This is a genomic window from Idiomarina sp. PL1-037, from assembly GCF_034422975.1.
Taxonomy (GTDB): Bacteria; Pseudomonadota; Gammaproteobacteria; order Enterobacterales; family Alteromonadaceae; genus Idiomarina.
Genome location: NZ_CP139873.1, coordinates 583,580 through 597,398, shown reverse-complemented (window position 1 = coordinate 597,398; position 13,819 = coordinate 583,580). Strand labels below are relative to the sequence as shown.

General features: G+C 37.7%; 11 protein-coding genes and 2 pseudogenes. 1 reads left to right on the top strand and 12 read right to left on the bottom strand.

What is annotated here, in order from left to right; translation table 11 throughout:
- Positions 1–16: 16 nt before the first annotated feature.
- The 12 genes and pseudogenes from U0358_RS02840 to U0358_RS02785 form a co-directional block, all read right to left on the bottom strand.
- Complete coding sequence (locus tag U0358_RS02840) at positions 17–1,069, bottom strand: NAD-dependent epimerase (protein WP_322406959.1); 1,053 nt, start codon at positions 1,067–1,069, stop codon at positions 17–19.
- Positions 1,066–1,614, bottom strand: coding sequence for a sugar transferase (locus tag U0358_RS02835; RefSeq protein ID WP_322407455.1), 549 nt, complete (start codon positions 1,612–1,614; stop codon positions 1,066–1,068). The genes U0358_RS02840 and U0358_RS02835 overlap by 4 nt, the downstream gene beginning before the upstream one ends.
- Positions 1,615–1,628: 14 nt before the next feature.
- A complete protein-coding gene (locus tag U0358_RS02830) occupies positions 1,629–2,591 on the bottom strand; it encodes an NAD-dependent epimerase/dehydratase family protein (RefSeq protein ID WP_322406958.1) in 963 nt (320 codons plus the stop codon).
- Positions 2,584–3,717: a glycosyltransferase family 4 protein gene (locus tag U0358_RS02825; protein ID WP_322406957.1), complete on the bottom strand. Its 1,134-nt coding sequence runs from the start codon at positions 3,715–3,717 to the stop codon at positions 2,584–2,586. The genes U0358_RS02830 and U0358_RS02825 overlap by 8 nt, the downstream gene beginning before the upstream one ends.
- Before the next feature lie 60 nt (positions 3,718–3,777).
- Positions 3,778–4,656: an ATP-grasp fold amidoligase family protein gene (locus tag U0358_RS02820; RefSeq protein ID WP_322406956.1), complete on the bottom strand. Its 879-nt coding sequence runs from the start codon at positions 4,654–4,656 to the stop codon at positions 3,778–3,780.
- A gap of 65 nt (positions 4,657–4,721) precedes the next feature.
- Positions 4,722–5,894, bottom strand: coding sequence for a glycosyltransferase (locus U0358_RS02815; protein ID WP_322406955.1), 1,173 nt, complete (start codon positions 5,892–5,894; stop codon positions 4,722–4,724).
- Entirely contained in the window at positions 5,895–7,040 is a 1,146-nt protein-coding gene (locus U0358_RS02810; protein ID WP_322406954.1) for an EpsG family protein, read from the bottom strand.
- 24 nt (positions 7,041–7,064) lie between these two features.
- Entirely contained in the window at positions 7,065–8,129 is a 1,065-nt protein-coding gene (locus U0358_RS02805; RefSeq protein WP_322406952.1) for a glycosyltransferase, read from the bottom strand.
- Positions 8,129–8,998: pseudogene (locus tag U0358_RS02800) on the bottom strand (ATP-grasp fold amidoligase family protein). The gene U0358_RS02805 and the pseudogene U0358_RS02800 overlap by 1 nt, the downstream one beginning before the upstream one ends.
- Entirely contained in the window at positions 8,995–10,014 is a 1,020-nt protein-coding gene (locus U0358_RS02795; RefSeq protein WP_322406951.1) for a glycosyltransferase, read from the bottom strand. The pseudogene U0358_RS02800 and the gene U0358_RS02795 overlap by 4 nt, the downstream one beginning before the upstream one ends.
- On the bottom strand, positions 10,014–11,249 hold the full coding sequence (locus tag U0358_RS02790; protein WP_322406949.1) for an oligosaccharide flippase family protein: 1,236 nt from the start codon (positions 11,247–11,249) through the stop codon (positions 10,014–10,016). The genes U0358_RS02795 and U0358_RS02790 overlap by 1 nt, the downstream gene beginning before the upstream one ends.
- A gap of 116 nt (positions 11,250–11,365) precedes the next feature.
- Positions 11,366–12,491 (bottom strand): annotated as a pseudogene (locus U0358_RS02785) (IS3 family transposase).
- Between the two features lie 222 nt (positions 12,492–12,713).
- Between U0358_RS02785 and galE the strand changes: the two are divergent.
- Positions 12,714–13,727, top strand: coding sequence for a UDP-glucose 4-epimerase GalE (galE, locus tag U0358_RS02780; RefSeq protein WP_322406948.1), 1,014 nt, complete (start codon positions 12,714–12,716; stop codon positions 13,725–13,727).
- Positions 13,728–13,819 lie beyond the last annotated feature (92 nt).

The window sequence follows — 13,819 nt, the reverse complement described above, 5'->3', positions numbered from 1 at the left end:
TTTTTATTAGGAGGTTTTAAACATTATAAAACTGCTTATACCATTCAACCGTGCGTTTCATACCTTCGGTCACTGGCATCGATGGCTTATACCCCATATCGCGCTCTAACTCGGAAACGTCGGCATAGGTTGCGACAACATCGCCCGGCTGAATCGGTTGAAAGTCCTTTTGTATTTCAACCCCTGCCGCACTCTCAATCGCTTCAATAAAGCTCATAAGCTCAATAGGTTGGCTGTTACCTATATTGTAAATTTTATAAGGTGCCGAGGAGCTTGAAGGGTCAGGTTGCTCACCTGTCCAGTCATTGTTCGCTTTGCACGGACTTTCAATAACGCGCACCACACCTTCAACGATGTCATCAATATAGGTAAAATCACGTTTCATTTTACCGTTATTAAATACTTTAATGGTGTCGCCATTTAACGCAGCTTTGGTAAAAATAAACGGTGCCATGTCTGGCCGGCCCCAAGGCCCGTAAACGGTAAAAAACCTCAAACCAGTGCACTGCAGTCCGTATAAATGCGCGTAAGTATGCGCCATAAGTTCGTTCGACTTTTTAGTCGCCGCGTACAAGCTTACCGGGTGGTTTACATTGTGCGAGGTTGAGAACGGCATTTGTTCGTTCAAGCCATACACCGACGAGCTAGACGCGTAACTTAAGTTTTTAACACCATTATGCCGGCAGGCTTCCAGCACATTCACAAAGCCCACAATGTTAGAATCTACATAGGCATCGGGGTTTTCCAGCGAGTAGCGCACACCGGCCTGAGCGGCTAGGTTACATACGGCGTCAAATTGCTCCTGTGCAAACAAGGCGTCCAATGCGGCTTTGTCTTCAAGCTTTAGCTGCACGAAAGAATAGTCGGGGTATAAATCAGACCGAACCGTTACACCGTATTCTAAGCTACGCCGCTCTATACCACTCTCTTTTAACCGGCCATACTTTAGGTTTACATCGTAGTAGTCATTAATGCTGTCCAGCCCAACTACGGTATGGCCTTGCTCAAGCAGCTTTAAAGCAGTGTAAAAACCTATAAAACCCGCCGTGCCTGATACTAAAACCTTCATTTCACTCTGTCTCCAGAACCTTTGCCAGTAACCGTCATTAAAATATACTGAAAGTAGCTTTTTATATTAAGTGTGCTAATCATTTTTGCGTCGGTTTCTGCCAGTAACTGCGGCGTCGACATGTCTATTTCGTTTACCTGCGCTAACCCAGTTATACCCGGGCGAACGTTAAACACGTCTTTCGCTTCACGCGCCTTAGTTAACTCTTCCTGATTAACAAGCCCTGGCCGTGGGCCGACTAAACTCATCTCGCCTTTTAGAACATTCCAAAGCTGGGGGAGTTCATCCAGCTTAGTGCGCCGTAAAAAGTGGCCAAATTTTGTAATAGAAGCGCTACTGGCTAAGTGGCTGGCCACAGAGGCAGTGTCCTTTTTCATGGTTCTGAACTTAACCAGAACAAAAGTTTTTTTGTTTCTGCCTACCCTCTGCTGAGTAAATATTGGCGAGCCAGTATCAAACAACCCTATAAGGGTAAGTAAAACAAGTATAGGGAAACCAACTATGAGGCCGAAAAGAGAAAATAGAAAATCGAGAACACGAATCATTGAATAGGTTGTCACTATTGGTTGTCAGGTTTATTCGAGTTGTGCAACTCATGGTTAACACAGGTTTGTATTGCCTGTTGAAAGCTAACTGGCGGCTCCCAATTTAACGCTTTTTTAGTGTGGGTTATATCAAGTTGTAAATTACCAAACAGCCTGTCCGCTATGGCTTTTTTACCCAGTATTGTTGCACCAAAGCGCATTAGCCCAACCGGACATCGCCACAGCTTAGGCTTTTCACCATAAGCACGGGTTAAGGTTTCAAATAGCTCTTTGGTTGAAACGTCTTGGTCATCGCTCACTAAAAAGGTTTCATTGAGTGGTTCGGGGTACTTCACACAGGCAATAATTAAGCTGACAAGGTTTTCTAATGAAACCAGACTTCTCTTATTTTTTACTGCACCAAAAGGCAGAGGCAAATTTCTCTTAGCTAACCCCATTAATGCTCTAAAGTTACCCTTCACGCCAGGGCCATAAACCAATGGCGGACGAATAATAACAAGCTCGGTGTCAGAGCCTGCAAGCTCTTTTTTTAAAGCCAGTTCAGCGTCGTGTTTTGATTCGCCGTACAAGTCTTCAGGTGAGCAATCACTTATGTTTCTGTAGGAGCTACCGAGGATCGTTGACTCGCCCAAGGCTTTTACTGAACTCAAAAAGATAAAGCGCTTCACGCCCTTCTCTTTCGCTTGTTTAGCCAGCCTTTGAGGAGCCGCAACATTATACTCACGAACCTGAGAGACAAACTCCCCATTGTCTGACTGCGGTATATGCGCTAAAGCCGCGCAATGAATAACTGTCTCTACATCATCTAAAACTGGTGACCAGTCTTTTGTGTCTAATGGCATAGCTACAATAGAGTCACCACAAAACTGTCGGGCAGTGCCGTTTACCTGAAACCCGTTATTACTTAGCTGTTTAAATAACTCATTGCCAATAAACCCGCTGGCACCAGTAATAAGAAGCTTGCTTGGTTCATTCATAACTAAGTAACTCTTCGTATATAGCCAAATGCTGTTTTACTACAACGTTAATATCAAAGTGTTTTTCAGCGAAGGCCCTGCCAGCTTCGCCCATCTGTTTTCGTTTACCTTCGTTGACCACCAATTCTTCGATAGCATCGGCTAATGCAACATGGTCTTTTGGTGGAACTAACAGTCCCGTAACACCATTTTCAATAGCGTAGTTGCAGCCCGGAGAGTCAGTAGTAATAATAGCTCGACCACACGCGGCTGCTTCTATTAAAGATTTTGGTAAGCCTTCTCCATAGTATGAGGGCAGGCAGACTATATTTGAGTTGGCATACTGCGCAGCAATATCGCTACGGAACCCTAAAACTTTTATAAAAGATTTTCTTCTCCACAAATCAAACTCATACTCTGGTAAGCTCTTGGGATTACCGGAGTCAGGGGTTCCAATGAGCCTCATTTCGACTGATAGCCCACGTGATTCCAGCTCCTCTGCCGCTTTATAAAACTCATACACCCCTTTTTCGATAAGTAACCGGGAGGCCATAACTATTTTAACCTGACCTCCATTAGGCTCCGGCGAAGCTATATATTCGTCGAGGTCAACGCCGGAGCCGCGTATAAGGCAAGAATCTTGTGCTTTTATAGCCCCTCCGCTCAACATAACATCGCGATCGTCAGGATTTTGAAAAATAACCTTTAATGATTTACAGTTAAAAGCGGCTTTGTACAAATTACTTACAATACTTCTTCTCAACCTCTCATAAATAGATTTGGCTGTAAACACCGTTCCTAAGCCCGATATCGCGGCAACAAATGGCACGTCCTTACTTAACCGGTTTGCAATCCCACCATATATCACTGGCTTTACTGTAATTGCATGTACTAAGCTAGGTTTCAATTCCTTTAAAAGTTTATATAAACTATACAAAGTACCTAATTCGACAAACGGATTTTGTCCGCTTCGACTAAAAGGAATGTGATGTAAAGTAAAGCCATACGAACTTAGCAGTGTATTCGAATTCGCCATATTAGACGCTATATGAACTGATAACCCTTCTTTTACAGCCGATTTAGCCAAAGACAACCTATGAGACATAAAAAACTCAGGACTATTTACAATAAATAAAATTAGTTTCACCGAAACACCGTTGCATTGTTAAAGCAAGAATTTAATATCACTACACTGGCTTAGACCAGTCTAATTTAGTATTTCTATCTTCCAGGGCTTTCCAAACATTTCATCACTATGAGTACTTGGAAAACGCTCAAAACCAGCTCCAGGATATAGAGTTATTTCGCTAAACGTCACCTGGTCATTATAGTAATACAAGTCAACTCTAGCAAAATCCAAGTTTCTCCCTATACGCTCCGCCATCTTTATCAACTGCCCAATATAAATTGGTGGCTCTAGGTTTGAAGATGTCTGTTTGTGACTATACTCGAATCCCAGCAAGTTCCAATCACGATCGTACATATTTCTTCTATGACAGGTGAACCTACCTATATCGACTTGAATGAAGTGGACCTTACCATTATACACGAAGAACTTATAATCAGTTGGGCTGCTACCCTCAAAATCTAAAAACTCCTCGATGAAAATTTTTCTTGGGACCTTTGAGTATGCCCACTCACCTAATGTAGTAAATTGATCCTCTTTAAGCCATTTTGAACAAACATCCATTAAAGTTTGATACGACGGATGCTGTCCATTCCTTACTATAATCATTGTTTGACTAGTATGGTTAGCTTTTATAACGTAATCAAAAGGAAGCTTGTTAAAATCTAATGACAATAATTCCTCTACTCTGTCGGCCACAAAAAGTGTCTTCGGAATATACAGACCAGAGTCTATTTTACTTTCTAAATACTTCTTCACTTCCACTTTATCAACGTAAATAGGAAAACTATCGTCACGATCAAATAGCTTGCGGTATTGAACTTTTTCATTAAATGTTACGGGGGGATTTAGCCTAAGGAAGTAACCATTTTTTAAAACGAAGATAATTCTTAAACGCCACCGCAATGGTATCCACTTTATAACTCGACCGAAAAACCTATATTTAATACTTCTTTTCATACTTTCACACCAAAAAAAAATTTAAAAATAAGTAAAAGTAGCGGGCAATGCAAAAAATAAGCAACCTACTTTCTACTTGGTATCGTGTCTAAAATCATAGATAAATAACTTTCTTTCGAAAAGCGACTAACAATTTCGGAATTATCAACAGCAAATTCTCTTTCTTCAGACAAAAATTTTAACAAGCGCTGAATTTCAATACGACTAAAAGAGTTCATAAGAAATGAACCGTTCTGCATTTCGGCTATTTCTTTCATTCCTCCATAGTTCATAGTTATTATTCTACAACCCAACATAGCTGCCTCTACTAAAGTAAGAGGTGCATTTTCATAGCATAGCGACGGCAAAACAACAAAATCAGACTTTTGGAATACTGTCTCAACTTCTTGCTTTGATTTCCTACCAAACAATTTAAAGGTCAAATTGTCATTAGTGTTACACTTCACAACTTTTTCGATTAACCGCTCATGAGCCCCATCACCTATTATGTTTAGGTGAATTTTTGGCGTGATATAACTTCGTAAATTGGCAAGCGCACGAACAAAATATAAAATGCCCTTTTCATCACTGAGTCTTCCGGCGTAGGTAATAGTTAGTGCGCTATTATCTTTTACTTTTGCTCTGCTATTTCCAACTGCTGTTATAACTGTCGGATTTCTAATCAATTTTAATTTTTTTTTATCAAGAACCTGAGAGGACTTTTCGAACATAAACTCACTTGGAGCAATAAAAAAGTCAAAAGCTGAACGATATCTAAAGAATTTATAGTATATTAACCACTGTAAAACCCTGAGATAACTGTGCGCCCAGCTTCGATAATCTATTCTTGTAAAAAAACATTTTTGAACTGTTGGAACAAAATTGAAAAAATATTTTTTAGAACCACGATAATACGAAAGAGAGTTACTTGGGCAAAGTACATGATAATCGTGCAAAGTCATTATTACACTTGATTTTGTCTCTTTCCTGTATTTTTTAATTACTGATAATATTGACGGGCTAAGAAGGTTGTCGTAATTATGAACCATTATTATTTCTGGCAAAAAATCAGCTAATACCTTTCTCAAAATTTTATTGGCTTTATAATTAAAAATATACCTAAATGGAGAAAACGAAAAGTGCTTATTACCCCAAAGATACTTCACCTCATGCCCCTGGCTGCTTAACAAGTCGCCGGTTTCTTTTGCAACGCAGCCAGCCCCCCCTCTAGAGTAATCGGATATTACTAAGATCCTCATTCACCACCACCCAAAAAATTGGCTTCCTTTTATCGCCCAAACCTGAGCGTACCCAATATCTCTATCAAAATATGTGTAAATTTTTAAGGCGCAATAACAAACGGACGGAATAAAAGCGACCAAAAAACCTATAATATTGCGCCTCTTAATTTTTAATATGCTCCATTTTAAAGTTTCCGCAATAAGAATAAAGAAAAATCCCATATAGATGTAATTAAACCTATAAGCTATAGGCACTGCCAGATACAAGGGAAGCGTAAACACCATTGTTGGCAGCAAGTTAAATACCATAACCGATATTTTCTTTGCTTTATAACGCTTATCAGGAAGTATAAAATAATAAAAAACGAAGAACAAATAAAAACAAAACATGTAATTTAAAAGTGAAAACTTTGGTTCATCGACTATATAATATCCATACCCAATAAAAACTAATAAAAATTTAAATGCTTCAACCAAAACAAATGATAAAAAAACCAGTGAAATGTAAGTTATAATAAATGTATATTTTGATTTTATTTTTCGCTTGAGGAAAATATATCCAATAAATATAAGACCCCACAGACCGACCAACTGAAATGACGCTGATATGAGAACTGTAAAGATACTTTTTAAATAGTTTCCTTTCATTAAAAATATGCAGGATAACAAAAGTACAAATACGGCTAAAATCATCCTACTTATGTTAAAGCTATCTATAAAAAGTAGAAGTAATAAAAAAAAACTAACAATTCTGAATAAAGTAATAGGTAGAAATGTAGAGATGTAAAAAATTAAAATTAATAACGAGAACCCCAAAATAAAGTAAAACCAATGTATAGAGAGGCCGAAACTTTTCACTAGCCACATAAAACTACCAAAACCAAATTCAATACGCTGCTTAAAAATGGTGGTCAAATCGTTAGCTTCTAAACTAGCAAAAATTTTTATATAAGAGCCTGTGTCTATCCCTCCATAACCAGGGCTAATATCCCGCCAGCCGAAGAGAACTGCTATAATTAGACTTAAAGATAAGCAAAAGAAAGCAGCCAATAATTTGCCATATTGAGAGTTTGAAACGCTATAAACTAAGCTTGCAAATCCTAAAGTTAGACTTCCAAAAAATGTTAGAAAAATATATGGAAGCTTTATATCGTCAAAGAACATTAACGCTCTCCGGTTACCAGACAGCTAAATATTATCGATTAAATCAAAAAGTCGACCTTGAATGTTTCGATCTAATTGATATGTGATAGGCCCGACTAGCTTTTGCTCTAAAACAGATTCTACAGATTGTATAAAAAGGCGATGACTACCTAAAGGCACAAGATAGCCGTTCAATCCATGAGTAATAATCTCACTTGGTCCGCTGTCGCAGTCAAAAGATACCACAGGGGTTCCGGCTCTCAGTGACTCTGCTAAAACATTAGGAAACCCTTCGTACCAAGAAGTCAAAATAGTAACTCTTGAGCGATTATAATATATATTAATTTCTGTTGTAGATTCCAAGTGTGTCACATTTTTTTTAAATTTATTCACTAAGGAATGAACATGGAAAGCTTGACTGCCTTTACCTATTATTTTTATGGTAACATTTGGTTTTTTATAAATGATTTCACTCAAAATATTACATAACTGCCTTATTCCCTTTTGCTCCTCAAGACGTCCTACATAGAGGATATCTATATCTTTTTCTAATCCTAAGGGAAAAATAGATTCACTTACCGGGTTATAAAGTACATCGATTTTGCTTTCCTCTATACCATAGTTTCTTACCATATCAATTTTCATTGATTGACATTGAGAAATATAAAAGTCCATCTTTTTATAAAATAAATTAACGAGTAGAATTGTGAGTAGTTTTTTAAAGCTAAAGCTTCCTTTTTTTAAATCTTTTGAAAGATAGTTTACATTCCTTGAAATCACCTTGATCTTTCGCCTATTAAAAAATGAATATATCTTTATCAGAATTGCTAATTGATGATTAAAAGCAATAACTATTTCAGAGAGGGAAGTTTCTCTTTTGTTAATATTTGAAAGGAATGTCCGCGCATTACTTGACTCAACAAATAAAGTTCTACAGCGCTTATCAATTTTTGATATATAATTACTCTCGGATTTTCGGAAAAATAATATTCTTACTTCATGACCATTAGAAGCAAGGATGTTAGCAAAGTTTACGCATACTCTTTCCGCCCCACCCAAATCAAGTGAGTCAATAATTAAGTCTATTTTTTTTTTATTCTGTAGCGCCACTATAACTCCCAAAGATTTCCCATCCAATAATCATGACTTTTATTTGTAAACTTTTCCAGACCCGAGCCATGAGCAAAAGTAAGTTCACCAAAAAAAACTTTGCCATCTACATTGTAGAGATCAACCCTTACATAACTAAATTCCTGTGCTAAACTCTTAGCTATAGTAAGCATGTAATCATAATTTTTAGGCTTATCAATTTTTGTTTTTATACTTGGATATTCTATACCGAAGGGGAGCCAGTTAAGATCTTCATCAAATAAGCTTCTGTTATGATTAGTGCTTCAATCATAATCCACTTGAACAATCACCTTTTTAGCTTCACTTCCTTCGCAACTACTCTTAAAAATATGAAACTTGTAATCTCTGAGCTCTTCATTTGAAGCCGAAGTAATTCTTTTTTCTAGCAGAATTCTAGGTTTTATTTGACTGTACCACCGCTCATTCTGCTTTTTACCAAAGTCGATTTTTACTTGACTATTCAGACAATCGCAAATTTTTTTTATTTCATCGTTTCCGGTTGAACTATTGATTTTGTATACAGGTCCAGAGTTATGATTTGCCTTAATGAAAAACTCTTCGAATTCCAGTAAATATTTAGTAATCAGCGCTGGATTCACCTTGTCAAATACACCATAAGTGTCGATTATAATGTCTTCAAATCCTTTAGAGGCTACCCAATCCTTAACCAAGACTTTGTCGGAACATAATGAATACCTATCATCCTTATAATTTCTTTTACGATATTCTATTTTTTCATTAAACGTTTTTGGCTCATGAAAATTTGGAACGTAATAGTTATTTCTTATAAACCTTAAAAAATGTATAAATTTATTAATCTTTCTTATTGGATTGAGTTCTACTTTCACGATGCGATTTCCTCAAGCTGCTTTATCCTATGGGAAATGGTATGATTTTCTTTAATTAAAGTAACGGCATTTTTTCTTACATCTAAATACGCACTGGGATTCGCAGAATATTCCAAAATTTTTCTCTGAAAGGTTTCTCTATTAACGAATATGCAGTTTTTGCCGTCTGAAAATCCAAAATCCTCCAAATCTACGGTTGGAAAGGCAAAGAGAAGAAGCCCTTGCGAAGCAATTTCGAAGTACTTCGCGACCGTATAATTGTAAATTTCATTGGTAGACATTGCGACGACGCAAGCGTCGTACTCCCTCAGCCACTTGAAATAATCATTACCCTTTAGCGCTTGGTTTCCTGATCCTGCATAGTCAAATGACTCGACAAGACCTGATTTGATTGCCCATTCTCTTTGGTCGTATACACCGGATTTCAAACCAGTCTTTCCAAAACCTAAAACTTTCGGTGAATAAGACTTAGGCCCGCTGACATTTAGCATCGATTCCTCTACACACCAAGGAAAGCTATGGATATTATCAATTCCCAGGCGATTAGCATATCCTAATCTTAAGAGTGTCTTCTTATATGGCGTTAAAATATCAGTGACATTATTTTTCAAAATATAGTTATTTAACCAACTCTTTGAATGACTATCACTTACAAATAATATAACTTTTTTGTGCGTTTTTCGAAATTTTATAGGGGGAGCGTTATAAAATGGTTCTAGAGAACATATAATTTTCTTATTTTTAAAAAATAGAAAGTAACTTATCTTGGAGCCACATATTACCACGTTACTTTTTTTGTAGAATTTTTTCCAGAGTTTTGCTTGTGAAATAACTTGCCACTTTTCCTTATCGAAAAAACTGATAGAACAAACAAAAACAGTATCGACGTCTTTACAGCGAGCTGCGTGGGCTAAGCTTTTATAGTCTTTTATGATATAAATTAAATCCTGAACTAAGCATGAAAATACAAAGCGTATTTCTCTATACTTTAGAATGAAACCACGAATATAGGCCATTATGTGAGAACCTTCAATCTATAAGAAAAATAGTAAAAGACTGCAATTACCAGCCTTGTGAAAACAAGCGTAAAAACTGAGCCATAAAGGCCGAACATGTATATTAATGGAATTGAGTATACTAAAGAAAAAATCGAGCAATTTAATACTATATTCCTCATTTCCTTTTCGTAACCAAAAATAAGCAGAAAGTTATTTCCTAACGCCAAATTAAAAAATAATAAAGGAAGTATAGGCAACATTAAAATTAATATATGCCTTACGTCTGAAGCGTTTTCTGGAAACAGTATTTTAGTAAGAAAACCTGACATAATAGCTACAACAACACTTAAGAAAACACCAGAAATTATCATAAGTGAAAGAACTTTAATATGTTTAGTTTTATTCCTAGTAATAAATGGTAGCGTAGCGTTGGCCATGGCATGTGAAAACAAACCTACTATATCTATTATCTTTGATGCGGAAGTAAATATACCTAGAGCCAAGGGGGTTGAAGTCATACCTAGAAAAAATGTTGCGCTATTTGTATATAGGTTAGGCGCAAACTGCGCAATGAACGTATTAAAATTAAGATATATTTTACTTTTCACTTTTCCAAATTTAAAACGATGAAATTTTATATTGTATTTATTGATTATAATATAATACGATAGCATTATCACAAAAAAAGATGTTGCTAGATTAATAATAGGTAAATAGATAAAATCGTTCTCTGCTTTTATGAAGGTTAGTATTAGTAGTAACAGAGCTAATCTGGAGATTATATTTATCCAAGTAAAGTTACCCATCTGTTGGATGCCTTGAAAAAACCAAATAGGAACAAAAGCTTTAGTAATTAGTGATAAAAAAGTAAAAATATGTAAATACTTGTATTCTAAAAATTTTTCTATAAAAATTAATAATAAGCCAAAGGTTATAGAAGCAAAAATAGTTAAAATAAACATCGAGTAGATTGTTATAGAAAATATTGCGCTTATTTTTAAAGGACTATTTCTATTTCGGGCTACGTCTCGTGCTGCGCTAACCGGGAAACCATACTGTACGAACGAAAAAAAATAGATACTAAGCGCGATTGAGAAGTTGACTAAACCATAATTTTCTAGTCCAATTGTGTAAATCAAGTATGGAAGTGTAATTAAAGGAATCGCCAAATCGACCCCTTTAATTGTTAGCAGTGAAAAAAAAACTCGAATTACTTTTCTAGTCTCAACACTGTCAGTTATTTTAATTTTCATTTTTATTTTTATTTTCTAATTTTTCGAAGATGATTTAGCTCAGGTGTTTTAATAATTATATATATAGTGAACCGCGCTTGTGATGTGGTCATAAGAAGAGCAAGCATCTGTAGTGGTCAACAAAACCCGGGCACCTTTTTAGATAATTTCTGTGCTTTTGGCGGTGGTAGACCATCATTAAATTGATGCGGTCGCTCCCAGTTGTAATAATTCATAAGGAAGTAACTGACATCTCGTTTTGCTTGAATTGCTGAACGGTAACCGGTTGCCGGCATCCACTCAGATTTTAAACTTCTGAATACTCGCTCCATTGGACTATGGTCCCAACAGTTTCCGCGTCGACTCATGCTTTGAGTTATCTGGTAACGCCATAACCTTTGCCTGAATTTTCGCGCCCCATATTGAGTGCCTTGATCACTATGGAACATCACACCCTCGGGTTTACCGCGCATTTCATAAGCCAAATCCAGCGCACGTGCAATAAGCTCTGCATCAGGGCGAGGCGACATCGACCAGCCAATAACCCGACGGGTAAACAGGTCAATAACGACAGCGGCATAATGCCAGCCCGAGCCAGTCTAGATATAGGTTATATCACCACTCCAGACTCTATTCGGAGCTTCTACATCAAACTCACGGTTGAGTTTATTCGGGATATCCGGTCTCTCAATATTAGCGACCTTATAGGCATGAGGGCCTGGCTGCTTACTCGTTAAGCCTTGTTCTTTCATCAAACGGCCAACTTTAAAGCGTCCCATGACAACGCCTTCGTGTTTCAGCATATAGACGAGAGTCCGGGTACCCGCCGAGTTTCGAGACTTTATGAATAAGCGTTTTATACGAGCCCGCAGCAGTCGCCGCTTAGTTTCTATTTGTTGACGTCGCTTTCGACGCTCATAAGAGCTGCTAACACCTACACCCAGCGCTGAGCAGACCAACTCAGTCGTTTCATGCTCTCTCAACCGGTCTATCAGCGCGTAGATTTCAGGTCGTCGGACATTAAGAGAGCGGTAGCCTCGTCGTGCCCTCGGGGTATTTTTAGAATAGATTTTTCCCGCTCTAACCGATTCACCCGAGTTTCAAGCTCCTGTATTCGTTGCTGCTCCGAGTCATCGCCCTGGACTTAGGCGTTTGACCGCTTTGTTCACTTTCTAGCTGTTGAACCCAATTTCTAATCGTATTTTCATGTACATCAACAGCCCGGCTTGCTTCCGCATAGCTGCAGCCTTGCTCAGCCACCAAATTAGCGGCCTCATACCTGAACTAAATGATCGACGTTGTCTTCTTGCCATTGAACACCTCTTCGTTAAGGGTAAAACTACCACTTAAAAGAGTGTTCGGGTTTAGTCTGCCACTACAATCAACTCTATAGCTATTACTTATAGCTTGAATACTTCTGAATAGTTTTAATGCCTTTGAACTGATAGAATTATCAACAAAATTAACATAGGAATCAAGACAGGTATGAGAGTATTAGTAACGGGTGGAATGGGTTATATTGGTTCACACACATGCATCCAGCTTTTGAACGCTGGGCACGATCCCATAATTGTTGATAATTTGTCCAATAGTAAACCATTAGTATTGGATAGAATTCAAAAGATTACTGGTCGCCGGCCTGGTTTTGTATTGGGTGATGTTTGTGACAAGCGCTTTCTAATAAACGTACTCCAAGAACACAAAGTTGAAAGTGTTATTCATTTTGCGGGTGTTAAATCTGTAGGTGAGTCGAATTCCCTGCCTATCAAATATTACGAAAACAACTTTATTGGTAGTCTAAGGTTAATTGAGGCCATGCAATCTGCAAATGTGACCTCGTTAGTCTTTAGTTCTTCCGCAACCGTTTACGGGGATCCTGCATCCGTACCAATTAAAGAATCTTTCCCTATCCAGCCTACTAACCCCTACGGCCGTAGCAAATCGATGGTGGAACAATTTTTACAAGATTTTCAGCATGCAAATTCCGATTGGAGTATTACACTACTACGTTATTTTAATCCCATCGGGGCACATGATTCTGGCTTAGTGGGTGAGGATCCTAATGGGGAGCCATCTAATCTAGTTCCTTACATTGCACAAGTAGCTTTTGGCAAACGTTACAGCTTAGGTATTTTTGGTAATGATTACGACACTCCCGACGGGACTGGAATACGCGATTATGTTCACGTTGTCGATCTAGCCGATGGACATTTAGCGGCGCTTAATAAAACTATTAATACACCGGGAACACACGTGTTTAATCTTGGAACCGGCAGGGGTCACAGTGTTTTAGAGATACTTCGCGCTTTTGAAGAGCATTCAAAGCTTAAAATACCTTACTCAATTAAGCCTCGCCGACAAGGTGATATAGCAAAGTGCTGGGCAAATGTCGCTGACGCTCATAAGATTCTTCAATGGAAAGCTACACGTTCGTTAGCCACTATGATTAAAGATACGTGGAACTGGCAAGTTATGAACCCAAATGGTTATGATAGCTAGGTGTCCGTAACACGGACCCCTAAAAAATTTATTTAAAACCTAGATTCGACTAATAACTTAAACACTCGCTCTTAGCCTATTGCTGTTATTAG

Coding starts and splice junctions, on each gene's coding strand:
- U0358_RS02840 (WP_322406959.1), bottom strand. CDS start 1,069: ATGAAGGTTTTAGTATCAGGCACGGCGGGTTTTATAGGTTTTTACACT.
- U0358_RS02835 (WP_322407455.1), bottom strand. CDS start 1,614: ATGATTCGTGTTCTCGATTTTCTATTTTCTCTTTTCGGCCTCATAGTT.
- U0358_RS02830 (WP_322406958.1), bottom strand. CDS start 2,591: ATGAATGAACCAAGCAAGCTTCTTATTACTGGTGCCAGCGGGTTTATT.
- U0358_RS02820 (WP_322406956.1), bottom strand. CDS start 4,656: ATGAAAAGAAGTATTAAATATAGGTTTTTCGGTCGAGTTATAAAGTGG.
- U0358_RS02815 (WP_322406955.1), bottom strand. CDS start 5,894: ATGAGGATCTTAGTAATATCCGATTACTCTAGAGGGGGGGCTGGCTGC.
- U0358_RS02810 (WP_322406954.1), bottom strand. CDS start 7,040: ATGTTCTTTGACGATATAAAGCTTCCATATATTTTTCTAACATTTTTT.
- U0358_RS02795 (WP_322406951.1), bottom strand. CDS start 10,014: ATGGCCTATATTCGTGGTTTCATTCTAAAGTATAGAGAAATACGCTTT.
- U0358_RS02790 (WP_322406949.1), bottom strand. CDS start 11,249: ATGAAAATTAAAATAACTGACAGTGTTGAGACTAGAAAAGTAATTCGA.
- galE (WP_322406948.1), top strand. CDS start 12,714: ATGAGAGTATTAGTAACGGGTGGAATGGGTTATATTGGTTCACACACA.